Annotated in this window: 22 protein-coding genes; 17 read left to right on the top strand and 5 right to left on the bottom strand. The window is 66.8% G+C overall.

Annotated elements, in window-relative coordinates; genetic code table 11:
- Positions 1-4 precede the first annotated feature (4 nt).
- The gene (locus AB0L57_RS21200) at positions 5-1,681 is read right to left on the bottom strand and encodes a fumarate hydratase (protein WP_364964689.1); all 1,677 of its coding nucleotides are present in this window, start codon (positions 1,679-1,681) and stop codon (positions 5-7) included.
- A 276-nt stretch (positions 1,682-1,957) separates the two neighbouring features.
- Here AB0L57_RS21200 and AB0L57_RS21195 point away from each other — a divergent pair, with 276 nt between their 5' ends.
- The 7 genes from AB0L57_RS21195 to AB0L57_RS21165 all read left to right on the top strand — a co-directional run bounded on the left by AB0L57_RS21195 (position 1,958) and on the right by AB0L57_RS21165 (position 8,205).
- Entirely contained in the window at positions 1,958-2,494 is a 537-nt protein-coding gene (locus tag AB0L57_RS21195) for a MarR family winged helix-turn-helix transcriptional regulator (protein WP_364964687.1), read from the top strand.
- Positions 2,495-2,642: 148 nt separating this feature from the next.
- On the top strand, positions 2,643-3,536 hold the full coding sequence (locus tag AB0L57_RS21190) for an STAS domain-containing protein (RefSeq protein WP_025349596.1): 894 nt from the start codon (positions 2,643-2,645) through the stop codon (positions 3,534-3,536).
- A gap of 12 nt (positions 3,537-3,548) precedes the next feature.
- Positions 3,549-3,926, top strand: coding sequence for an STAS domain-containing protein (locus AB0L57_RS21185; RefSeq protein WP_364964685.1), 378 nt, complete (start codon positions 3,549-3,551; stop codon positions 3,924-3,926).
- 2 nt (positions 3,927-3,928) lie between these two features.
- Positions 3,929-4,342 (top strand): ATP-binding protein, encoded by a 414-nt coding sequence (locus AB0L57_RS21180; protein WP_364965067.1) that lies wholly within the window; start codon positions 3,929-3,931, stop codon positions 4,340-4,342.
- Positions 4,335-4,967: a SpoIIE family protein phosphatase gene (locus tag AB0L57_RS21175; protein ID WP_364964682.1), complete on the top strand. Its 633-nt coding sequence runs from the start codon at positions 4,335-4,337 to the stop codon at positions 4,965-4,967. Before AB0L57_RS21180 ends, AB0L57_RS21175 begins: the two co-directional genes overlap by 8 nt.
- A 22-nt stretch (positions 4,968-4,989) precedes the next feature.
- Positions 4,990-7,287 (top strand): SpoIIE family protein phosphatase, encoded by a 2,298-nt coding sequence (locus AB0L57_RS21170; RefSeq protein WP_364964680.1) that lies wholly within the window; start codon positions 4,990-4,992, stop codon positions 7,285-7,287.
- Between the two features lie 129 nt (positions 7,288-7,416).
- On the top strand, positions 7,417-8,205 hold the full coding sequence (locus AB0L57_RS21165; protein ID WP_364964677.1) for an SDR family oxidoreductase: 789 nt from the start codon (positions 7,417-7,419) through the stop codon (positions 8,203-8,205).
- A 21-nt stretch (positions 8,206-8,226) separates the two neighbouring features.
- Here AB0L57_RS21165 and AB0L57_RS21160 read toward each other — a convergent pair whose 3' ends face one another.
- Complete coding sequence (locus tag AB0L57_RS21160) at positions 8,227-8,667, bottom strand: Lrp/AsnC family transcriptional regulator (RefSeq protein ID WP_364965064.1); 441 nt, start codon at positions 8,665-8,667, stop codon at positions 8,227-8,229.
- Between the two features lie 80 nt (positions 8,668-8,747).
- On the opposite strand from AB0L57_RS21160, the gene AB0L57_RS21155 reads away from it, so the two are divergent.
- From AB0L57_RS21155 to AB0L57_RS21125, 7 genes are all read left to right on the top strand, one after another.
- A complete protein-coding gene (locus AB0L57_RS21155; RefSeq protein WP_364964675.1) occupies positions 8,748-9,479 on the top strand; it encodes an AzlC family ABC transporter permease in 732 nt (243 codons plus the stop codon).
- Positions 9,472-9,795, top strand: coding sequence for an AzlD domain-containing protein (locus tag AB0L57_RS21150; RefSeq protein ID WP_364964673.1), 324 nt, complete (start codon positions 9,472-9,474; stop codon positions 9,793-9,795). The genes AB0L57_RS21155 and AB0L57_RS21150 overlap by 8 nt, the downstream gene beginning before the upstream one ends.
- 172 nt (positions 9,796-9,967) lie before the next feature.
- A complete protein-coding gene (locus AB0L57_RS21145; RefSeq protein ID WP_364964671.1) occupies positions 9,968-10,912 on the top strand; it encodes an alpha/beta hydrolase in 945 nt (314 codons plus the stop codon).
- A gap of 361 nt (positions 10,913-11,273) precedes the next feature.
- Positions 11,274-11,972 carry a hypothetical protein gene (locus AB0L57_RS21140; protein WP_364964669.1) on the top strand — a complete coding sequence of 233 codons (699 nt, stop codon included), beginning with the start codon at positions 11,274-11,276 and terminating at the stop codon, positions 11,970-11,972.
- A gap of 153 nt (positions 11,973-12,125) precedes the next feature.
- Positions 12,126-13,289 (top strand): iron-containing alcohol dehydrogenase, encoded by a 1,164-nt coding sequence (locus tag AB0L57_RS21135; protein WP_364964667.1) that lies wholly within the window; start codon positions 12,126-12,128, stop codon positions 13,287-13,289.
- Positions 13,290-13,469: 180 nt separating this feature from the next.
- Positions 13,470-14,927 (top strand): cytosine permease, encoded by a 1,458-nt coding sequence (locus AB0L57_RS21130; RefSeq protein WP_364964665.1) that lies wholly within the window; start codon positions 13,470-13,472, stop codon positions 14,925-14,927.
- Positions 14,928-14,962: 35 nt separating this feature from the next.
- Positions 14,963-16,378, top strand: a complete 1,416-nt coding sequence (locus AB0L57_RS21125) for an amidase (RefSeq protein ID WP_364964662.1) — start codon at positions 14,963-14,965, stop codon at positions 16,376-16,378.
- Positions 16,379-16,444: 66 nt separating this feature from the next.
- On the opposite strand, the gene AB0L57_RS21120 is transcribed toward AB0L57_RS21125, so the two are convergent.
- Entirely contained in the window at positions 16,445-17,341 is an 897-nt protein-coding gene (locus tag AB0L57_RS21120; RefSeq protein ID WP_364964660.1) for a LysR family transcriptional regulator, read from the bottom strand.
- Between the two features lie 166 nt (positions 17,342-17,507).
- Between AB0L57_RS21120 and AB0L57_RS21115 the strand changes: the two genes are divergently transcribed.
- On the top strand, positions 17,508-19,001 hold the full coding sequence (locus tag AB0L57_RS21115) for a CoA-acylating methylmalonate-semialdehyde dehydrogenase (protein ID WP_364965062.1): 1,494 nt from the start codon (positions 17,508-17,510) through the stop codon (positions 18,999-19,001).
- A 241-nt stretch (positions 19,002-19,242) separates the two neighbouring features.
- Here the strand turns inward: AB0L57_RS21115 and AB0L57_RS21110 are convergent, their stop codons facing one another.
- The gene (locus AB0L57_RS21110) at positions 19,243-19,371 is read right to left on the bottom strand and encodes a hypothetical protein (protein WP_364964657.1); all 129 of its coding nucleotides are present in this window, start codon (positions 19,369-19,371) and stop codon (positions 19,243-19,245) included.
- Positions 19,372-19,891: 520 nt separating this feature from the next.
- Here AB0L57_RS21110 and AB0L57_RS21105 point away from each other — a divergent pair.
- The gene (locus AB0L57_RS21105; RefSeq protein ID WP_364965061.1) at positions 19,892-20,230 is read left to right on the top strand and encodes an STAS domain-containing protein; all 339 of its coding nucleotides are present in this window, start codon (positions 19,892-19,894) and stop codon (positions 20,228-20,230) included.
- A 63-nt stretch (positions 20,231-20,293) separates the two neighbouring features.
- Here the strand turns inward: AB0L57_RS21105 and AB0L57_RS21100 are convergent, their stop codons facing one another.
- Entirely contained in the window at positions 20,294-21,331 is a 1,038-nt protein-coding gene (locus AB0L57_RS21100) for an LLM class F420-dependent oxidoreductase (RefSeq protein ID WP_364964655.1), read from the bottom strand.
- A 229-nt stretch (positions 21,332-21,560) separates the two neighbouring features.
- Between AB0L57_RS21100 and AB0L57_RS21095 the strand changes: the two genes are divergently transcribed.
- Positions 21,561-22,217 carry a cyclodeaminase/cyclohydrolase family protein gene (locus AB0L57_RS21095; RefSeq protein WP_364964653.1) on the top strand — a complete coding sequence of 219 codons (657 nt, stop codon included), beginning with the start codon at positions 21,561-21,563 and terminating at the stop codon, positions 22,215-22,217.
- Positions 22,218-22,301: the final 84 nt, after the last annotated feature.

The following is a 22,301-nucleotide window of genomic DNA, read 5'->3' as shown; positions in this document are numbered from 1 at the left end:
CGGCTCAGACCCGTTCTTTGGACCGGGTGCGCACGCGCAGCGCGATCGGCTTCTGCGTCTCGGCGAAGAAGTCGTTGCCCTTGTCGTCGACGACGATGAAGGCCGGGAAGTCCTCGACCTCGATCTTCCAGACAGCTTCCATACCCAGTTCCGGGTATTCGAGGACCTCGACGTTCTTGATGCAGTCCAGTGCCAGCCGGGCCGCGGGCCCGCCGATGGAGCCCAGGTAGAAGCCGCCGTGCTCCTTGCACGCCTTGGTCACCTGCGCGGAGCGGTTGCCCTTGGCCAGCATGACGAACGAGCCACCCGCCGCCTGGAACTGATCGACATAGGAGTCCATCCGGCCCGCAGTGGTGGGGCCGAACGAACCCGAGGCGTACCCGTCGGGCGTCTTGGCCGGGCCGGCGTAGTAGACGGCCATGTCCCGCAGATACTGCGGCATCGGCTCGCCGGCGTCGAGCCGCTCCTTGATCTTGGCGTGCGCGATGTCGCGGGCCACCACCAGCGGGCCGGTCAGCGACAGCCGGGTCTTCACCGGGTACTTCGACAGCTCGGCGCGAATCTCCGACATCGGGCGGTTCAGGTCGACCTGCACCACGTCGCCGCCGAGGATGGACTCGGTCTGCTCCGGAAGGTATTGCGCCGGTTCGGTTTCCAATTGCTCGAGGAACACGCCCTCGGGCGTGATCTTGGCCAGCGCCTGCCGGTCCGCCGAACAGGACACCGCGATCGCGACCGGGCAGCTGGCGCCGTGGCGCGGCAACCGGATCACCCGCACGTCGTGGCAGAAGTACTTGCCGCCGAACTGCGCGCCGATACCGAAGGACTGGGTCAGTTTGAAGACCTCCTCCTCCAGTTCCAGGTCCCGGAAGCCGTGCGCGGCCATCGACCCCTCGGTGGGCATGGTGTCGAGGTAGTGCGCGGAGGCGTATTTCGCTGTCTTCAGGGCGAATTCGGCGCTGGTGCCGCCGATGACGACCGCGAGGTGGTACGGCGGGCAGGCCGCGGTGCCCAGGGAGCGGATCTTCTCGTCGAGAAATTCCAGCATCCGGGTCGGGTTCAGGATGGCCTTGGTCTCCTGGAACAGGAACGACTTGTTCGCCGAACCGCCCCCCTTGGCCATGAACAGGAACTTGTAGGCCGGATGGGCGGGATCGCCCGGGGTGGAATACAACTCGACCTGCGCGGGCAGATTCGAGCCGGTGTTCTTCTCGTCCCACATGGTGATCGGGGCCAGCTGCGAATACCGCAGGTTCAGCTTGGTGTAGGCGTCGAACACACCACGCGAGATCCACTCGCCGTCGTCGGCACCGGTGAGCACACCCTCGGACTTCTTGCCCATCACGATCGCGGTGCCGGTGTCCTGGCACATCGGCAGAATGCCGCCGGCGGAGATGTTGACGTTCTTGAGCAGATCCAGCGCCACGAACCGGTCGTTGCCCGAGGACTCCGGATCGTCGATGATCTTGCGCAGCTGAGCCAGATGCGCGGGACGCAGGTAGTGGCTGATGTCGTGCATGGCCTCGGCGGTCAGCATCCGCAGCACATCGGGCTCGACCTGCAGGAAGGTGCGGCCACCCGCCTCGAAGGTATGCACACCCTCGGTCGTCAGCAGCCGGTAGGGCGTGTCGTCGGCTCCGGTGGGCAGCAGATCCGAATAGCGGAACTCAGGCGCGGTCACGAATCGCACTCCTTGTATCTCTGCGGGTGCACTCGGCCGGGCGGTCCGATCGTCCTCGGCCGAAACAACGATCCGACTCTAGACAGCACACCATCCCCGGCCGAGGTCAGGCCAGCCTAATCTTCATTGCCCCGAAAAAGGTTGCACCTTCAACGTCGTGGGTGTAGGTGTCGTTCCCGAACGGCGACCTCGGGTATCGCCGACAGTGCGCGACATCGGCTGTCGCCGACAGCGGGAAGGCAATAGCATGACCACGCACAAACCTGGAGAGGAATCGTGACCGAACCCCGTTGGCTCGACGACATCGAAACGCGCGCCTGGCTCGGCTTCGTCTTCACCCGCGATCTCATCGCCGCGGCCGTCGGCCGCGATTCGTTACGCGCGTCCAACCTCACCTACGTCGAGTACACGGTGCTGGCCCGGCTCGCCGACACCCCCGAGCTACGGCGCAGCTTCGCCGAGCTGGCGTCGGTGCTGGAGTGGTCGCAGAGCCGGCTGTCGCACCAGATCACCCGCATGGAGAAGCGCGGCCTGGTGGCCCGGGAGTCCATCCCCGACGACGCCCGCCGCACCGCCGCGGTGCTCACCCCGAAGGGGGCGGAGGTGCTGGCCACGGCCGCTCCCGCCCACGTCGACAGCGTGCGACGGCACATGATCGATGTCCTCGACCGCGACCAGCTCGCGGCCCTCTCCGACATCTACGACACCCTGCTCACTCATCACCGGGCCGCCGGCGACGACGGTGCCGATTGCATCGATCATCGCGGCTCCCCCGCCCACGCGCGGCGCCGGCCGACACCGCAACCGAGCTGAGCGTGGCCGAGCACACACCGTGCCGTTGTGTTTGATTTGTTCAGCGACGGGTATCGGGTAAGACTAGGCTCGACTGCGGCGGCGACGGCAGCCGCGCGCGAGCGAACCCGACGTATCGACCTCCCTTACGAAAGGGGCAGGAGTTTCCATGTCCGACGTGTCCATCGGCCTCTCGCCGGATTCGCTACCGGCCGGCCCGGTCGACAACCTGCTGCCGCAACTGGTCGAACATCTGCGCCAGAACCGCACCGAGTTACGTGAGGAATGGGCCCGGCGCATCGGGGACGCCGCACTGCTGACCGCGATGACCCCGGAGGAGATCTTCTCCGAGGCCACCTCGATCTACGACAACTACGTCGAGGCACTGCAGACCGGTAGCGTCGAGGCACTGCAGGCCTACGCCCGCGACCTGTCCGAGCGCATCATTCCGCGTGGCGTCGAGACCGACGAGGTCGTCGGCATCGTGCTGCTGCTACGAGATGTGCTCGCGCGCAGCCTCTTCGAGAAGTACCAGTCCGACTTCGAACTGCTCAAACGAGTACTCGACGCCTACGAGCCCGCGGCCAACCGGATCGCCAACACCGTGGCCATCTCGTTCGTGCAGGAGCGCGAGCGCGTCATCCGCCAGCAGCAGGAAGCCATCCGCGAGCTGTCCACGCCGGTGCTTCAGGTGCGCGAGCAGCTGCTCATCCTGCCGATCATCGGCGTTCTCGACAGCCAGCGCGCCCGCCAGCTCACCGAGCAGCTGCTGCGCGCCATCCGCGCCAATCGCGCCAAGGTGGTCGTCATCGACATCACCGGTGTGCCGATGATCGACTCCACGGTTGCCAACCACCTCGTGCAAACCGTCGACGCGTCGAATCTCATGGGCGCCAACGTCATCATCACCGGCTTGTCGTCGGAGATCGCACTCGCCCTGGTCACCATCGGCCTCGATCTCACGAAGATGAACGCGGTCGGCGACCTGCAAGGTGGAATCGAGGAAGCGGAGCGGCTGCTCGGCTACGAAATCTCGAGACTCACCGACCGCGACGGACGGTAGTCAAGGCGCCCCATGCCGGTACCCATTCTGAAACAGGGCACCTACCTGATCGCGTCCGTGCAGTCGGCGCTGACCGACGCCGATACCGAACGGCTGCAGGACGACTTGATGACATACGTCAGCAAGTACCGCGCTCAGGGAATCATCGTCGACGTCACCGCGATCGATGTCATGGACTCGTTCGCGGCGCGCTCGCTGCGTACCATCGCGCACATGACCAAACTGCGGGGTGCGGAGACGGTCATCGTCGGTCTGCAGCCCGAAGTGGCATTCGCCATGGTGCAGCTGGGACTCACCTTCGAGGGGATGCATACTGCGCTCGACCTGGAAGAAGGGCTGGCCTGGCTCGACCGCAAGCTACGCCGCAACGGCCGACGAGACGGTCGGTGATCGTGGCCTCCGACAACATGGTGATCGCGGTGAAGGTGTCGGGTGACATCGTGACCGCGCGTCAAGCCGGGCGGGAGCTGGCCGCCGAGCTCGGCTTCACCCTCACCGACATCACCATGATCTCCACGGCCATCTCCGAGATCGCCCGCAACATCACCAGTTACGCGGGCACCGGGGAGATCCGGGTGTCGGTGCAGGACCGCGAGGGCCGCCGCGCCCTGGTCGTGCAGGCACAAGATCAGGGCCCGGGGATCATCGATATCACGCGGGCGCTCGAGGACGGCTATTCGACCGGGCGCGGCCTGGGTCTGGGCCTGCCCGGTGCACGCCGGTTGATGGACCGATTGATCGTGGAGTCGGCGCCGGGGCAGGGAACGCTGGTGGAGATGTGGAAGTGGGTACCCGCCGGTGCGTGAGGACGGAACCCTCGGAACGGTGGAGTGGGCGGTCGCCGGACGGGCGCTGCCCGGGCAACGGGTTTCCGGCGATCGGTCGGTGGTACTCGATGCCGGTGACGGATCTGTCCTCTTCGCGGTCCTCGACGGACTCGGGCACGGCGCCGCCGCGGCCGACGCCGCCGATCGCGCGGCCCAGGTACTCGCGGACAATCGCGCCGAACCCCTCGACGTGCTGATGGTGCTGTGTCATCGGGCGATGTCGGACACCCGCGGCGCGGCGGTCTCGCTCGTGCTGTTCGGCGGTGAGGACCAGGTGCACTGGCTGGGCGTCGGCAATGTCGAATCCCGGGTCCTCGCGATCGGGCCCGGTAAACCCGAGGTGCGCGCCACCGCCCTGCTGACCGGCGGCATCGTCGGGTATCTGCTGCCGCCGAATCTGCAGGCGCAGACTGTGGCGATCCGGCCGGGCGATGTGCTGCTGATGTCGACCGACGGTATCGTCAACGATTTCGTCGACACCCTCGATCTGGCGCGGCCGACCGCCGATATCGCCGACGACATCCTGACCTGTCATGGCAAGGACACCGACGACGCCCTCGTCCTGGCCGCGCGGCACCGGGGCCCGTCGACGGGAACACCGTGAGCGACCGAGCCGGGACGCGGCGATGAGTGCGGTACTGGCCGCATTCCGCGAGGCGTATGCGAATGCGCTTCGGCTGCACCTGGATTCGCGCAATCAGAACACCCTCGCCGAAGGCTACGAACTGGGCAGGCGCGCACTCGTCGAGGGTGTCAGCATCCTGGATCTGACCGAACATCACTTCCGGTTGCTCGACGAACTCGGCCTGCTCGTGTCACCGACGGCGTCGGCCCCCGGCACCGCCGCCCGCGCCCGGGCCGCACTCGAGTTCCTGTTGCAGACGCTGGCCGCGCTCGATGTCGCCACCCGCGGATTCCTCGACAGCACTCGCAGCTACGAGCTGCAACGGCTGCGGGCCGAGGATCTCGCCGGTCGCGACGCCTTCCGGACCGCACTCGTCGAATCGCTGCAGGACGGCTTCTTCGTCGCGAACGCCGACGGCACCATCACCGAGGTCAACTCCGCGTTCGGCGCACTGACCGGATACGGACCGGAGGCCGCGCCGTTCCGGCCGCCGCATCCATGGACCGACGAATCCGAAGCCGCCTATCCGGCGCTGGGCGCCGAGACGACGCGATTCGTCATGCCCGCGCGCCACCGCGACGGCCGGCGGGTGTGGCTGGCGGTCAGCACCTCCTCGCTGCGCAGCCCGGAGGACGACGAGCACATCTTCGTCGGCACGGTGCGCGATGTGACCGCGGAACACGACGCCCGGGCTCGCGATCACGCGGTGTCGCGGCTGACCACGGCGGTGGGCGCGGCCACCACCGTCGCCGAGGTCCTCGAGGTCGGTCTCGAGGAGCTGCGCCGCGCGATCGGTGCGGAGACCGCCGTCGTGTCGGTCCGGCCCAATTCCCAGACGGCTCCACAGCTCTATGTGTCCGGACCCGTCGCCGATCCCGGAAACGACGCGGCGGCAGCGACATCCGGTGCTCCCGGACCCAATACCGCGGTGTCCCGGCGAGTCATCGATGCCCGGGCGCGGGCCCTGCTCGACCAGGCCCGGATGCGGCCGGACCGGGCAGTCTTTCCCATCCCGGAGGGCGTGGCCAGTTCGGAGGGTATCGTCGCGCGGCTGGGCGAGACCGGTGACGCCGCACTGTGGGTGCGTTTCGCCGCACCGCGCGCGATCAGCCCGGGCGACTGGTCGCTGTTCTCCCTGCTGGTCGGGCACCTGAATCTGGCCGTACAGCGCGCCCGCAACTTCGATCAGGCGCGATCGACCTCACTGACCCTGCAGCGCGCCATGCTCGGGCCGATCGAACTGCCACCGGGATTCGCGGTCCACTACGAACCCGCACTGCCACCGCTCGAGATCGGCGGTGACTGGTACGACGTGGTGAAGTTGCGCAACGGCACCCTCGGCATCGTCGTCGGCGACTGTGTGGGTCGCGGACTGTCGGCCGCGGTGGTGATGGGCCAATTGCGCACGGCCGCACAGGCTCTGCTGCTGCGCGGCGCGGGCCCGGCCCAGCTGCTGTCGGAATTGGACGCGGTCGCCGCGCGGATCCCCGGGGCGATGTGCACGACCGTGTGCGCGGCGATTCTGGATCCGATGCGCGGGCTCATCCGGTACTCGAGCGCGGGGCACATGCCACCGGTACTGGCCGATCCCGGTCGCACCGGGCGACTGCTCGAGGGCGGGCGGGCCGTGCCGCTGGCGACCTTCGACACCCCGCAGCGGCCCGAGGCGACCACCGCGCTGACCCCCGGTTCGACGCTGGTGCTGTTCACCGACGGACTGGTCGAACAGCGCGGTGTCGACATCGATATCCGGTTCGAGGAGCTGGCCGACGAATTGTCCGGCGTCGCACCGCTTCGCCCGCGTGAGGTCGCCGATGCGGTGCTGGACCGGCTGCGGCCCGATATCGGCTACGACGACGACATCGCCATGGTGGTCTACCGCCAGCCGCCGCGACCGCTGCGGCTCGACATTCCCGCCGAGGCCGGCCGCCTCACCGGTGTGCGGCGTGCCCTGACCGCGTGGCTGTCCTCGGCGGCCGTCGGCCAGGAGCAGGCCGCGGATCTGGTCTCCGCCACCAACGAGGCCTGTACGAACAGCATCGAGCACGCCTATGCGACCGGGGCGGCGGGGCGGGTCGTGGTGACGGCCGAATGTGCCCGCGGCGCGGTCCACATCGCGGTGACCGATACCGGCGCCTGGCGCCCGCTCCCGGAGGACCCCGGCACCCGCGGCCGTGGCCTGGCGATGATGCGCGCCCTCGCCGACGAGGTCGACATCGACAGAACCGCGGCCGGAACCCGCGTCGAACTCCTCGCCGCACTCCCCTCGGTGACCTTCTCCGCGGCCAGCACGGTGTAGTCGCGGTGCGGCCGGCGGCGTCCGCGTGCCGCGGCGGCGTGCGGTTCGATCCCGCGTAACGTCGCGGACGGGTCGCCATGCTCTCGCGAGGATGGTGTGTCGGATGACGCCGGTGAAGGAGCCTCGTCGATGCAGATCGATCTGAACGGTAGGACTGCCCTGGTCACCGGCTCGACGCAGGGTATCGGCCTGGCGATCGCCACCGGCTTGGCACGCAGTGGTGCCACGGTCGCGGTCAACGGCCGCAACCGGGAGCGGGTCGAGGCCGCTGTCACGACGGTGCGCGGGGCGGGTGGTGCCGCCGTCGGGGTGTGCGCCGATGTCACCACCGCCGAGGGCGTCGGGCAACTGCTGGCCGAACTTCCCGCCGTGGACATCCTGGTCAACAATCTCGGGATCTTCGGTGCGGTACCCGCTCGCGAGATCACCGATGAGCAGTGGCGCACCATCTTCGAGGTCAATGTGCTCTCGGCGGCGCGGCTGCTGCGCGCCTACCTGCCGGGCATGATCGAGCGCCGGTGGGGTCGCGCCATTCAGATCGCCAGCGATTCCGCGGTCGTCATCCCCGAGGAGATGATCCACTACGGGGTGTCCAAGACCGCGATGCTGGCGCTGTCGCGCGGTTTCGCCAAGGACGCCGCCGGTACCGGGGTGACGGTCAATTCGGTCATCGCCGGTCCGACTCATACCGGCGGGGTGGAAGAGTTCGTCTATCAGCTGGTCGACCGGTCGCTGCCCTGGGATCGGGCGCAGCGGGAGTTCATGCGCACGCACCGGCCGCAGTCGCTGCTGCAGCGGCTGATCGAACCGGAGGAGATCGCCCACATGGTGGTCTATCTCAGTTCACCGTTCGCCTCCGCGACCACCGGCGGCGCGCTGCGCGTCGACGGCGGCTACGTGGATTCGATTCTGCCGTGACCGGATCGCCGGGCGGGCCGGTCAGTCCTCGGTCTTGATCGTCTTCATGATCATGTGCGAATCGACCCGGGCGACGGCCTGCAGACTCATCAGCCGACTGGTCAGAAAGGTCTCGAACACCGCCTGATCGGCCACCGCGACCCGGATGAAGTAATCCGGGCGCCCGAACAGGCGGTGGAAGTCCACCACTTCGTCGTAGGACGCGACGGCGTTCTCGAACTCCTCGACGGTCTGCAGATCGTTGATGCTGATCTCCACCGCGACCACGACCTCGAAACCACGTCCCATCGCGGTCGCATCGATGCGGGCCCGGTAGCCGCTGATGATTCCGGCGTCCTCGAGCCGCTTGACCCGGCGCAGGCACGGCGGCGGAGTCAGACCTACTCGCCGGGCCAGCTCGACATTGGTCAGCCGGCCGTCACGGCGCAGGTGAAACATAATGTCGCGATCGATCGAATCCAGCTGCATTGATTGCTCACAGACGCTTTTTCTGAGTACTTCCGGACACCATATTACGTCGAGTTACACATAAAATTACCATCGTGAACAGCACCACCGCGACGGCCCCGCCCGTTGTTCCGAACGCCGAATCCACCCGCTCCGACATCCGGGCCGCACTGGTCGCCTCGAGCTCGGTCGGACCGGCGCTGGTCCCGCTCGGCCTGGCGCTCGGCGTTCTGGTCGTGCACGCTCATCTCGCCTGGTGGTGGGCACCGGTCTTCGCCGGATTCATCTACGCCGGGTCGCTGGAGTTCCTGCTGATCGGAATGGTCACCGCGGCCACACCGCTGGCCCAGATCGCACTGACCGCGTTCCTCGTCAATTTCCGGCATGTCTTCTATGCGTTGTCGTTTCCCCTGCACCAGGTGCGGGGACGGTCCGCGAAGGCGTACGCCACCTTCGCGTTGACCGATGAGGCCTACGCACTCACCACCGGGCCCGATGCCCAGCGATGGAGCGGTAAGCGGATTCTCGCGTTGCAGGCACTGTGCCAGCTCTACTGGGTCGCCGGGGCGACTGCCGGTGCGGCGTCCGCAGCGGTACTCCCCCTCCGACTGGACGGTCTGGACTTCGCGTTGACCGCACTGTTCGTCGTGCTGGCCGTCGACGGCTACCGAGCCCGGCCCGACGTCCCGGTTCCGGTCGTGGCCTTGATCTGCGCGCTGGTCGCCCGGGTCCTCGTCCCGGGGCAGATGCTGCCGGTCGCACTGGGATTGTTCACCGCCGCCCTGCTGATCCGCCGGGCCCGCGGCAAGGAGTCCGCTCGTGTCTGACGCCCGCTATCTGATCATCGCGGTGGCCGTGTGCGCCGTGGTCACCTGGTCGCTGCGCGCACTGCCCTTCGCCGCACTGACACCGTTGCGCACCAGCGCCGTCGTCGACCACCTCGGCCGATCCATGCCGGTGGGTGTCATGGTCATCCTCGCCGTCTACACACTGCGCGGTATCGCGGTGGCACAGCTGTGGCCGACCGCGGTGTGCCTGGCGGTGACGCTGGGTGTGCACCTGTGGCGGCGCAATGCCGTGCTCAGTGTCCTGACCGGCACCGCTGTGCATGTCGTCCTCACCACGGCACTGGCGCAGCTGTGATCGCTCGCGTCCGACGTCGGGCACCCGAGTGGGCGGTTCCGCGAATCTCCCCGTAATCGACCCTACCGCAGCGCCGTTCGCCGTACCGTTTATTCGGCACCACGTTTGTCTCGGCAGCACTGTTTGGGCACGGCACCGCGGGCTGTCGAGGACATGAGCACTCGGAGTCGCGATGAGGCACGGAGCTTCTCCCCTGACCGTTCTCGTCGCACTCTGCGCGACCCTGACGACCCTCGCCGCGCCCGCCGCGGCTGAGTCCCGGCTGTCGGGAACGATCGATCTGGGTTGTGCGACAACGGTTCTGCATCAGCCCGCCGACTGGTATCTGCCCACCGGCACACCCCGGGCCCTGATCTGGCTCCAGCACGGCTTCGCCCGCACCGCCGACAATGTCGCGGCCCTCGCCCGATCCCTGGCCGGCGACGGTTATCTCGTATTCACTCCCAGCCTGCCGGCCATCGACCCAAATGGTTGCACACTGCAGAACCTCGGCGACAACACCGGATTCCTCGACCGGATCGCCGATATGTTCGCCACCGACGACCCCACCGGCCGCTTGGCCACCGCACTCACCGCCGCCGCGGCCGCAACGGGACATCCCGCACCCGAACTCCCTTCCCGTCTCGTCTTCATCGGCCACTCCGCCGGCGCCGAAGCCGTCGAATACGTGGCCCACCGCCTGCACGCCACCCACCCCGCAGCCTGGTCGCGCCTGCATGGGCTGATCCTGCTCGACCCGGTGAAATCGTTCCTCGGCGACAACACCGACACCGCTCTCACCGACCTCGACCCCACCGCACTCCCGATCCTCACCATCTCCGGCCCACCAGGCATCTGCAACAACCTGGCCAGCGGCACCACAGCGCTGCTGACGCATCTGCATCGGCCATTCCTGGGCGTACGTCTGACCACCGGAGAACATACGGACGCGGAAGGCGCCAGCACCGACCCACTGGCCGAATTGCTCTGCGGCGCACCGCAACCGGGGAATGTGGCGATCCTGACGCATTTGACCACGACGTGGACCGACGACTTCATGAACGGGACGACGAGCTCCGAGGATCTGGCCCGCGAGGTCGTCCCCAGTCCACAGGTCGAGACGTTGACGGGTTTCTGAACCGCGACGCGACCGGAGTCCGCCGACCACGGGGCCCATGGCGGACGAAGCGGAAAATCGCGCGCCGCACAGCCGTCGGCATCCCGTGCTGCGATATTGCAGGCCGGCCTGCATATTTGGCCGTTGACTGCCGACAAATACAACGCCAATACTTGGCTGCGGTCACAGCTGGTGATCCAGATCACCACGAACCCGATGGTATTCGGATTTCGCAGATATCCATTCGGCTCCGCCACGACGCACATTTCCACCGGCGCCGTCGACCGTCGAACTGTTCGACAAATCCACCCGAGCGCGAATTCGAGGTTCCGCTGGGTCACGCCTTTCCACATCCGGAAAGGCAGCCAGAAAGGAATGAAAGATGAGGAAGTTCGCCGGCATCACCGCGGGCGCCGCCGTCATGTGTGGCATCGTCGCCGCGACCGCCGATGCCACACCCGCGGGCAACGCCGCCGTCGGGTTCACCGCCGAGGCCGTCGACGGGCACAGCGTCATCAGCATCGACACGGGCGGGCTGGTCATACAGGATTCGATGCTGAAGATCGAGGACACCGCGGGCACGGTGCTGGCGGCGGCGCCGCTGCGGTTCCGAATCGACGAATTCGAATTTCCGATCGCCGCCCGGATCTCCGATCGCACCGCCACGCTGACACCGCTGATCGACCGTGCGCACGCCCGCTACGAACCGGTGGCGCTGCCATACGCGGAACAGGCTCCCTGGCAGAACGAATACGATCGTGAGTCCGCCGCCTGGAACCGCTTGTCCAGCACCATTCTCACCGGCGCGACACTCGGCACCCTCATCGGAGGTATCGGCGGCAGTGCCGCCGGTTGCGTCCTCGGCGGTATCGCGGGGGCGACCGTGGCCGCCGCGACCATCGTCGGTCTCTTCGGCCCCTTTCTGCCGGCGGCGGCCATCGGCTGCCTCGGCGGTGTGATCGCGGTCGGCGCACTGGGCACCCTCGCGGGCCAGCTTCTGGTCACCGCACCGATCACCGTCGCCGCCGCCATTCAGTACTTCACAACGATCGCCGCACCGGCTCCGCAGCCCGGAAAATAGGCAGGAACGACATGCACATCTGCAGTATGCACTGCGATTTCGGGCATTGACGTTCATATTTCCACTGACGCAGGGTAGCTCCGTGGCAAACAAGCGGCTCGGCCGCGTTCACCGCGCACCTGCAATTCGCCCGATCAATTCCGGAGAATACTCATGACAATCAATCTGGCTTTTCCGCGCTTTCTCACCGTGGGCGCGGGCGCGATGAACGAAACCGCCGCGGCCCTCGCGAAACTCGGCCTGCGGCGTCCCCTCATCGTCACCGACAAGTTCCTGGCGGGCAACGGCGTCGCCGCCGATCTCGAGAAGCTCCTGATCGACGCCGACTACTCGGTGGTCACCTTCTCGGACACGGTTCCGGACCCGACCACCGGCTCACTGACGGCCGGCGTGAACGCGGTCCGGGAGCATCGGGCGGACTGCGTCATCGGCCTGGGCGGCGGAAGCCCGATGGATACCGCGAAAGCCCTCGCGGTCCTCGCGTCGACCGATGAGCCCATGCGGCACTACAAGGCCCCGAATTCGTACGCCGGCACCGCACTGCCGATCATCGCTGTTCCGACCACCGCGGGCAGCGGTTCGGAGGCAACACAATTCACCGTGATCACCGATGAGGAAACCGACGAGAAGATGCTCTGCCCGGGCTTGTCGTTTCTGCCCAGCGCGGCGATCATCGATTACCGGCTCACCGTCTCGATGCCGGCCCGGCTGACGGCCGACACCGGCGTCGACGCGTTGACCCACGCGATCGAGGCATATGTGAGCCGGAAGGCGAATCCGATCTCCGACAGCCTGGCACTCGGCGCCGTACGCACGATCGGGCAGTATCTGCGGCGAGCGTATTTCGACGGTGGCGACGCCGAGGCGCGAGAGGCGATGATGCTGGCCGCGACACAGGCCGGCATCGCGTTCTCCAACAGCAGCGTCTGCCTGGTACACGGGATGAGCCGGCCGATCGGAGCGCACTTCCACGTGGCGCACGGCCTGTCCAATGCGATGCTGCTCCCCGCGGTCACCGAGTTCTCGGTACCCGCTGCCGAGGACCGTTACGCCGCGTGCGCTCGCGCCTACGGTGCGGCCGGTGACGCGGACAGCGACGCCACGGCAGCGCGGAAACTCGTGGCAGAAATCCATCGGCTCTGCGTCGACGTCGAGGTCCCGACCCCGGCAGGCTACGGCATCGACAGCACGGCCTGGGAGGGACTGATTCCGCTGATGGCCGAACAGGCGATCGCCTCGGGTTCGCCGGCGAACAATCCGGTTGTTCCGACATCGGCTCAGATCGAGCAGCTCTACACCTCGATCTACCGCCGCTGACGGGGAGGCCGCTCCGCCCGCCCGCAGGATCACACCGGAAAGTGGCGGAGCTGCAATCTTGCAGCAGACAATGCAAATTTCCACGTTGACTCGCGCAGTGATGCCGGGTGGGATGTGGTTCACAGTTCTACTACCGGCGGGCGTCGAGTTTCGGATTACCGTTCGCTCGGTCCGAGAGGAATGCACGTGAGTCTGAGTGAGTATTTCAAGGGGCCATCGGCCAGCTTGGACGACCAGATCGAAAGTTATGCGACCGAGCGAGTGCCCGATTCCGCGCGATGGCGCCGCCCGGCAATCCTCCTGGTACTCAGCGGAAATATCACGGCGATGTTCTGGTTCGCCCTCGGCAGCCAGATCGGATTCCTCGTCGGCTGGCCGATGTTCCTCATCCCCACCGCATACATGGTCGTCGGCGCCACAGTGGTCGGCGCCGTCATCATGCGAATCGCCAGCCAAGAAGGATTGTCGCTGCCCCTGCTGTCCCGGGGACTGGGGTTCGGCACCAAAGGATCCGCAATCGCCTCACTCGTCTACGCGGTCAACTACATCTTCTACTTCATCTTCGAAGGCAGTATCGTCTCGCACGGGCTGAGCGAAATTGTCGGCATTCCCATCAATTCCGCGGCCGCGACCATCGTATTCGCGGTGGTGGCATCGTGCGCTCTGTACTTCTCCTGGCGCGGCATGCACTCGATGAATCTGCTCCAGCGCTTCGGAGTTCCCGTCTTCCTGCTGCTGTCCATCGTCGGCCTGATCATGCTGGCCCGCGGCTATGTTCTGGTCGGGCCGGGCGAATGGAAGGTCGAGGGAGGCCTCACCGCCGCCGCGATGTGGCAGGCCATGAGCCTCGCCAACGGTCAGGTCGTATTCCAGGCCCTCATCGCCACCGATTACGGGCGATTCGTCAAACGCTCGGTCTCGTATGCCGGAACCGGCGCGGTGATGCTGGTCGAACTGCTCATGATCGTGGTCGTGATGATCCTCGGCGCGCTCATCGGGTTCACCATGGTGAACCACTTCGACGGAAGCCGATCGCAGCAGGAACTCTCCGCCACCGATCCGGGCCTGATCTTCGCCGTGGTGATGGGTGTGCTCGGCGTGATCTTCGCGATCGTCACCCAGATCCGGATCAACGTCATGAATCTGTATTCCGGTTCGCTGGCCTTCGCCAACAGCTGGGATGCCGTGGCCAGGAAGAAGATCGGCCGGCAATGGTGGATGGTCCTGCTCGTCGTCGTCGGCATCGCGCTGTATCCGATCAACATCCTCCAATACACGGATAAATTCCTCGCTGTCACCGGCGTGATGACCAACACGTGGATATTCATCCTTCTCAGTGACTATTTCGTCTGCCGGAAGCTGCTCGGCCTCGCGCCATCGGATCGAATCGAATATCGCGAGACCGAGGTGAAGAACTGGAACGTCTGCGGAATTGCCGCCCTGCTGGTCAGTATTGCTGTCGGCGCCGCCGGAGTGGCAGGTGTGTATCCGCTCTACTACGCATCCTTCGTCGCCATGCTGCTCGGTCCTGCCATCTATATCCCACTCACGATCCTCACCCGGGGATCGCAATATCGGCCGCGGGTAGCGCTCATTTCGGACCGGCCTGCCGCTGCCCGTGTCCCCGTGTCGGAGTAGCGTCGATGCGGCAAGAAATCTACAGGAAGTCAGATATGGCGAGCGATTCGGCAGATCAACTGCACTACAAAGAAATTCACGAAGTCGCCGCGCTGCTCGCATCCGGCGGATCGAGTTCGACCGAGGTAACTCAGGCGATGCTGGACCGCATCGACGACATCGACTCGACCGTGGGTTCGTATGTCCACGTCGCGCATGAGGAAGCACTGGCCGCGGCGCGGCGATCGGACGAACGACGAGCCGCGGGCCGCGCACTCGGCCCGCTGGACGGTGTGCCGATCGCCATCAAGGACATCTACGACAAGCGCGGGTGGCCCACCCGGGCCGGGATGGCGTCGCGGGCAGGCATGATCGCGACATCGAACGCGACGGTGGTCGACCGGCTGGAATCGGCCGGTGCGGTCGTCCTCGGCAAGGTGCACACGACCGAGGGGGTGTACACCGAGCACACAGCACCGTTTCGCGCGCCGCTGAACCCCTGGGACCCCAGCCGGTGGGTGGGCGTCTCATCGAGCGGCAGCGGGGCCTCGACCGCCGCGGGATTGTGTTTCGCCGCACTGGGTTCGGATACGGGCGGCTCCATCCGGATGCCCTCGGCGGCCAACGGGGTCACCGGTCTCAAACCTACGTGGGGCCGGGTCAGCCGGGCGGGCGTGGTGGAACTGGCGGCAACACTGGATCACGTCGGGCCCATGTGCCGCTCGGCCCGGGACGCCGCCCTCGTCCTGGGAATCATCGCGGGCGCCGACGATCGTGACCCCACCGCGTCCCGGAAGGCGGTGCCGGATCTCACGGTGAGGGAGCCGAAGTCGTTGCACGGCAAGAGAATCGGCGTCGATCCGCGCTGGGCCTACGAGGGTGTCAGCACCGACGTCGAGAAGGCGCACCGCGAGGCTGTCGCGCATCTCGACGATCTGGGCGCGGAGATCGTCGAGGTCGTTCTCCCGGACCCCACGGTGGCGATCGACGACTGGTTCGGGGTCTGCGCCGCTCAGACGGCACGCGCGCACGGCGAGTCCTTCCTCGCCAACCGGGACAGCTACGGCCCGGCGTTGCGGGAACTCATCGAACGCGGACGGGACATGCCGGCGATCGAATACGACCGGCTGTTGCAGCGGCGATGGGATTTCAAGGGGCGTATGGAAGCCGCGATCGCACCGGTCGACACCGTCCTGATTCCCGCGCTGTCGTTCATCGCGCCGCCGGTCGAGAAGATGATCCGGATGGATGACGAGACCACCGCCGGAGTCCATCGGTTCACCGTGCCGTTCACGTTGTCCCAGCTTCCCACCATCACATTCCCCGCCGGCTACACGACGACACCGGCCGGACGGCGGTTTCCGGTCGCCCTGCAGATGGTCGGCCCGGCCTTCGCCGAGCGAAACCTCATCGATGTGGTGGACACCTTCCAGCGCACCACGAAGTGGAACAGGATTCACCCGGAGATATGACCTGACCTTTCCCCGCCACGTGTCCCGGCCGCGCTCTCGCCGTGGGGGTACGTGGCGGCATCGGGCTCAGTGCAGCGCGACAAGATGGGGGTTGACGTCGATGATCCGGCGCAGGCCCGTGATGAATTCACGCACCCGGGCCAGCCGGGCCAGATCCCTGGGCACCACGAGCCAGTAACCGCGATGGGCGACGAACTCCGCACCGAGGACCTCGACCAACGTGTCGTCGGTCCCGCCGATATAGGTGGGCAACGGCGCGATACCGAGGCCGTTGCGAGCCGCCTGCAGATGTCCGGTGATGTTGTTGGTCTGCATCTTGATCCGCGCTCCCGGAACCAGCTCGTCCATGATCTGCAGCGGCCGGACATCGAGGAAGGCGTCGATGTACCAGATCAGCCGGTGGTCGTGCAGATCGGCGAGAGTGCCCGGCGTACCGTGCCGAGCGAGATATTCGGCAGTCGCGTAGAGCTTGAGTTCGTATCGGGCCAGGCGCTCGGTGACCACCGAGCGGGGGGACGGCTTCTCGAGCGTCACGCCGATATCGAAGTCTCTGCCGGTCAGCAGATCGTGGGTGGTGGAGGTCGCCACTTCGATCGACAGGTGCGGATGCGCGCTCGCGAACGGACCGAGCGCGGGGATCATGACGAAGGTGCCGAAGCCGTCCGGAGTGAGTACGCGCAGCGATCCGGTGAGATCTCCGTTCGCCCGCAGATGGGTGTCCTCGACGGCGGCGACCAGGGTCGCCTCGATGGTCTCGGCGTGCGGCAGCAACCGACGACCGGCTTCGGTGACGAGCCAGCTGGTCGGGGTGCGGTCGAACAGTCGTTCACCGATCTCCTTCTCCAGCCTGGCTATGCGACGCGATACCGTCGTCTGATCGACCCCGAGCCGGCGTGCCGCCTCTCCGAGGCGTGATGTTCGCGAGACTTCGAGAAAATAGCGGAGATTGTCGGCACTGATCATCGTGCTCGACAGTTAACTCTGCAGAGATGCAGGAAACAAGTGGCAATTGCGCATCTCCATATGCATATCTGCACAACCCGCGCCATTGCATTTGTGCATTCGAATCTGCGAAATTCGCCGTTGACGACAGCATTACCGCCACAGCAATGTGTGCCGCATGACAGTCTTGCCCACGAACATCCACCACTGGATCGACAACACCGAATTCCCAGGATCCGGCGGCGAATTCGCGCCGATCACGAATCCGGCCACCGGCGCGATCACCGGCCGGGTGGCGCTGGCCGACGTCGATGACGCGCGCGCGGTCATCGCGGCCGCGGCCGCCGCGTTTCCCGCCTGGCGCGACACCAGCCTCGCCAAGCGGACCACCATCCTGTTCCGGTTCCGCGAGCTGCTCAACGAGCGAAAGGGCGAACTGGCCGAGATCATCACCTCCGAGCACGGCAAGGTGGTCCCCGACGCGCTGGGTGAGGTGAGCCGCGGCCAGGAGGTCGTCGAATTCGCCTGCGGTATACCGCATCTGCTCAAGGGCGGATTCACCGAGAATGCCTCGACCAATGTGGACGCGTTCTCCATTCGCCAGCCCGTCGGCCCCGTCGGCATCATCTCACCGTTCAATTTCCCGGCCATGGTGCCGATGTGGTTCTTCCCCATCGCGATCGCGGCCGGCAACACCGTGGTACTCAAACCCTCGGAGAAGGATCCGTCGGCGTCGCTGTGGCTGGCACGGCTCTGGAAGGACGCCGGTCTGCCCGACGGTGTGTTCAATGTGCTCCAGGGCGACAAGACCGCCGTGGACGAACTGCTCGAGAACCCGTCGATCAAGGCCATTTCGTTCGTCGGGTCGACACCGATCGCCCAGTACGTGTACGCGACGGGTACGGCCGCCGGCAAGCGCGTGCAATCGCTGGGCGGGGCCAAGAATCACGCCATCGTGCTGCCCGACGCCGATCTGGACCTCGCCGCCGATGCCATGGTCAACGCCGGCTTCGGTTCGGCCGGCGAACGCTGCATGGCGATCTCCGCGCTGGTCGCGGTCGGAGGCGTCGCCGATGAACTGGTGCACAAGATCGCCGAACGGACGCGCACCCTCACCACCGGCGACGGAACCGCCGGCGCCGATATGGGACCGCTCGTCACGAAGGAACATCGCGATCGGGTGTCGGCCTACGTCGATGCCGGAGAGGCCGCGGGTGCCACGATCGTGGTCGACGGCCGCGAGGTTCGGCCGGCTGGTGACGCGGGCGGCTTCTGGCTCGGGCCGACCCTCATCGACAACGCCACCACCGACATGAGCATCTACACCGACGAGATCTTCGGTCCGGTGCTCGTGGTCGTGCGAGTCGACTCCTACGACGAGGCGCTCGAACTGATCAATGCCAATCCGTACGGCAACGGCACCGCCATCTTCACCAACGACGGCGGCGCCGCGCGTCGATTCCAGAACGAGGTCGAGGTCGGGATGGTCGGGATCAACGTCCCCATTCCCGTGCCCATGGCGTACTACAGCTTCGGCGGCTGGAAGAACTCGCTGTTCGGCGACACTCACGCCCACGGGACCGAAGGCGTCGATTTCTTCACCCGGGCCAAGGCGGTGACCAGCCGTTGGCTCGATCCCAGCCACGGTGGCCTGAACCTCGGTTTCCCTCGGAACACCTGATCGCCCCTCCGCCGCCGGCCTTCGATCCATCGGGGTGACCCCCGTACCGGTTTCGGAGGTCGAAGGCGCGACGATCATGGGTTACGGAGTTGATGAATCACATGTCCACACCGCCGCGGCCGGACGGCACCGACAAGCGGTCGCGAGTCGTCGTCCACCAGTTCACCAGAGAGATTCTGAACCATTTCGGAACGTGCCCGAAGTGCGGGTATTCCGAGCAGGCAGCGCTGGTGACCACCTACTACGCCGACGGCGTCACATCGGTGACGACCGTCGGATCCTGCGCACTCCCCTGCGGGTGGTCGGGCCGGACCACCATCACCACGATGACCCCGGAGACGAGGACGCACAGCTCCCGAAGTCCCGGCACCGATGGCACACACCGCCCCGGGAACCGGTCGTCCCGGGACGGCCGCGGGGATCTTTCCGCCCCGCGGCCGCGGTCACCTCGGCAACGCCGGCCCGGATCATGACGACATCGATGGCGGTGGGCGGATCCCCTGCGCCACAGCGATTTCCGTGCGACCGCCCGATTCCCCGATGTGGGCCACGCCTGCGCCGGTCTCGCTCATCGCTGCGCACCGCGAATTGGACCCATCCACCCCGGCGAGCCGTTCACGCAACACCATTCGATCTGTCGCAGCAGACGCAGGGCTACATGCCCCGACCTGGACGCGACTCGTCGCGCCGCACCGGGACCGGACGGCTCGGCACGCGGACGTGCCGCACCCCCACGCCTGTGCCGCAAGTGACCACCGTGACGGCTCGCCGGCGCCTATCCCCTTGTCCCCAAAAGGAAATACCTGGTCGTAGAGATGGTTGATTGTTCACCGGGTACATTGAAGCCCGTGACGAACACTTCCGGAGACGCGTATCCCCTCGCCGACGCGATGACCACCTCGGTCAGCGTGCACGACGATGCGACCGTGCTCACCGTGGCCGGCGAAGTCGACCTGGCAACCGCTCCCGCGCTGGAGAGTGCGATCGAAGCGGCCCTCGGCGGGACGCCGGCGACACTGATCATCGATCTGCTGCAGGTGAGCTTTCTGGCTTCGGCCGGGATGGCCGCGCTCGTGGCCGCTCATCAGCGGGCCGGGTCGGGCACCCGTATCGTTCTGGTCGCCGAGGGACCGGCCACACGCAGACAGCTCAAGCTCACCAATCTCGATCAGGTCTTCGCGTTGCACACGACGCTCGAGGCCGCATTGGAAGCGTTGCGGCAGGGCTGAGACGAATATCCGACGGGCCCGGTCGCGATTCGCGACCGGGCCCGTGGCATGCGGGGGCTCGACTCAGACGAGCGCGCGCAGTTGTTCGATCAACTTCACCCGCTCGGCGGCGGTGCCGGCCAGCGGAACGACATTGAGGACGGTGACCCCGGCCTCGCGGAACGCCTCGACCCGCTCGGCGACGAATCCGGCCGGGCCGATCAGCGAGATGTCGCGGACCAGCTCGTCGGGGACCACCTTGGCGGCCTCCTCCTTGCGGCCGGCCAGATACAGCTCCTGGATGCGGTCCGCCTCGGCGCCGTAGCCGTACTTGGTGGCCAGCGTGTGGTAGAAATTCTTGCCCTTGGCGCCCATACCGCCGATGTAGAGCGCCAGATGCGGTTTGACGAACTCCCGCAGCGGTTCGACGTTGTCACCGATCGCCAGCGCGGGCCCGGCGTACACGTCCAGAGCGCCGAGTTCGGGATCACGCTTGGCGGTACCCGCCGCCAAGGCCTCGCCCCACACGTCACCGGCCTTCTCTGGCAGGAAGAAGATCGGCTGCCAGCCCTCGGCCAGTTCGGCCGCCAGCTGCACGTTCTTGGGGCCGAGCGCGGCCAGCAGCACCGGGATCCGGTCGCGCACCGGATGGTTGATCAGTTTCAGCGGTTTACCCAGTCCGGTACCACGTTCGGCGGGCAGCGGGATCGTGTAGTACTTGCCCTGATATTCCAGCCGCTCGCGCCGCCACACCTTGCGGCAGATCTCGACGACCTCGCGGGTGCGGCCGATCGGCGCATCGTAGGGCACACCGTGGAACCCCTCGATGACCTGGGGACCGGAGGCGCCCAGGCCGAGGATGTAGCGGCCGTCGGAGACGTAGTCCAGGCCCGCGGCCGTCATCGCGGTGAGGGTCGGGGTGCGGGTGTAGAGCTGCAGGATGCCCGAGGCCAGCTGCACCCGCTCGGTCTTGGCGGCGAGATAGCCCAGGCCGCTCACCGCGTCGTAGGAGTACGCCTCGGGCACGAAGACGATGTCCAGCCCGGCCTGCTCGAGATCGGCGACCTCGGCCGCGACCTCCTTGAAGCCCCCCGCATAGTTGATGCCCAATCCGATCCGCATCTATGCAACTCCATTCATATGCAACTAGTTGCAGTGAGGTTATCGCACCGCACCACCCGTACCAAACGCGATACCGCGACCCGAGCCGGGTTCGCCCGGTTCCATCCTGCACACCGGCGACGGGGCACGAACGAGCGGGCAGCACGGCCCGGTCTCCGACCACCGGCACCGCCCGGTACGGTTGTCGGCGTACCGCATGCCGATTCATCGAAACGGGAGGCCCCGCAGCATGTCTCAGGACACCGCATCGTCGACGGACACCACGACGTTCGGAGATTCGACGATCGGCCGATACCTGGACGATCTGGCCGCCAAGATTCCCGCCCCCGGCGGTGGCGCGACAGCCGCGCTGCACGCCGCCCAGGGCGCGGCCCTGGTGGCGATGGTCGCTCGCTACACCACGCGGGCCAAGGATGCCGACAACCGGCCGGTGGTCGACCGGATCATCGCCGCCGCCGATGCCGCGCGGGCCCGGTCGCTGGAGCTGGCCGACGCCGACGCCGCGGCGTTCACCGCCGTGGGCGCGGCCTACAAGCTCCCCAAGGACACCGACGAGCAGCTCGCGGCCCGCAAGACCGCGATCGCCACCGCGCTGCTGCAGGCCGCACGGGTTCCGGCCGCGGTGGTCGCCGAAGCGGACGAAGTGCTGTCGCTGGCCGCGGATCTGCTGCCGATCGGCAATCCGAATGTGGTCACCGATATCGGCGCGGCCGCCGATGCCGCCCGCGCCGCGGCCGCGAGCTCACAGCTCAACATCGCCATCAACGTCGGCTCGCTCGGCGAGCAGGACGCGGCCGAATTCGCGCCCGCGCTGCGCCGGGTCGAGGAGATCTTCGCTCGCGCCGACGCGCTGCACACCGACGTTCTCGCCGCCGTCGTGGGCTGACTCTCCTACCACACTCCTCGCGACTCTTCGATTTGCCACGCCGTAGCCGTGATCACGAAGCGGGAACTATTCCGGGGACCATGA

The sequence above is a fragment of the Nocardia sp. NPDC052254 genome (assembly GCF_040679495.1).
GTDB lineage: Bacteria > Actinomycetota > Actinomycetes > Mycobacteriales > Mycobacteriaceae > Nocardia.
This window is presented reverse-complemented; position numbering and strand designations above follow the sequence as displayed.

Bases quoted from the DNA above. Each gene is read 5' to 3' on its own strand.
- AB0L57_RS21190 (WP_025349596.1), top strand. From the start codon at position 2,643: ATGTCCGACGTGTCCATCGGCCTCTCGCCGGATTCGCTACCGGCCGGC.
- AB0L57_RS21185 (WP_364964685.1), top strand. From the start codon at position 3,549: ATGCCGGTACCCATTCTGAAACAGGGCACCTACCTGATCGCGTCCGTG.
- AB0L57_RS21170 (WP_364964680.1), top strand. From the start codon at position 4,990: ATGAGTGCGGTACTGGCCGCATTCCGCGAGGCGTATGCGAATGCGCTT.
- AB0L57_RS21165 (WP_364964677.1), top strand. From the start codon at position 7,417: ATGCAGATCGATCTGAACGGTAGGACTGCCCTGGTCACCGGCTCGACG.
- AB0L57_RS21145 (WP_364964671.1), top strand. From the start codon at position 9,968: ATGAGGCACGGAGCTTCTCCCCTGACCGTTCTCGTCGCACTCTGCGCG.
- AB0L57_RS21140 (WP_364964669.1), top strand. From the start codon at position 11,274: ATGAGGAAGTTCGCCGGCATCACCGCGGGCGCCGCCGTCATGTGTGGC.
- AB0L57_RS21135 (WP_364964667.1), top strand. From the start codon at position 12,126: ATGACAATCAATCTGGCTTTTCCGCGCTTTCTCACCGTGGGCGCGGGC.
- AB0L57_RS21130 (WP_364964665.1), top strand. From the start codon at position 13,470: ATGCACGTGAGTCTGAGTGAGTATTTCAAGGGGCCATCGGCCAGCTTG.
- AB0L57_RS21125 (WP_364964662.1), top strand. From the start codon at position 14,963: ATGGCGAGCGATTCGGCAGATCAACTGCACTACAAAGAAATTCACGAA.
- AB0L57_RS21120 (WP_364964660.1), bottom strand. From the start codon at position 17,341: ATGATCAGTGCCGACAATCTCCGCTATTTTCTCGAAGTCTCGCGAACA.
- AB0L57_RS21105 (WP_364965061.1), top strand. From the start codon at position 19,892: ATGACCACCTCGGTCAGCGTGCACGACGATGCGACCGTGCTCACCGTG.
- AB0L57_RS21100 (WP_364964655.1), bottom strand. From the start codon at position 21,331: ATGCGGATCGGATTGGGCATCAACTATGCGGGGGGCTTCAAGGAGGTC.
- AB0L57_RS21095 (WP_364964653.1), top strand. From the start codon at position 21,561: ATGTCTCAGGACACCGCATCGTCGACGGACACCACGACGTTCGGAGAT.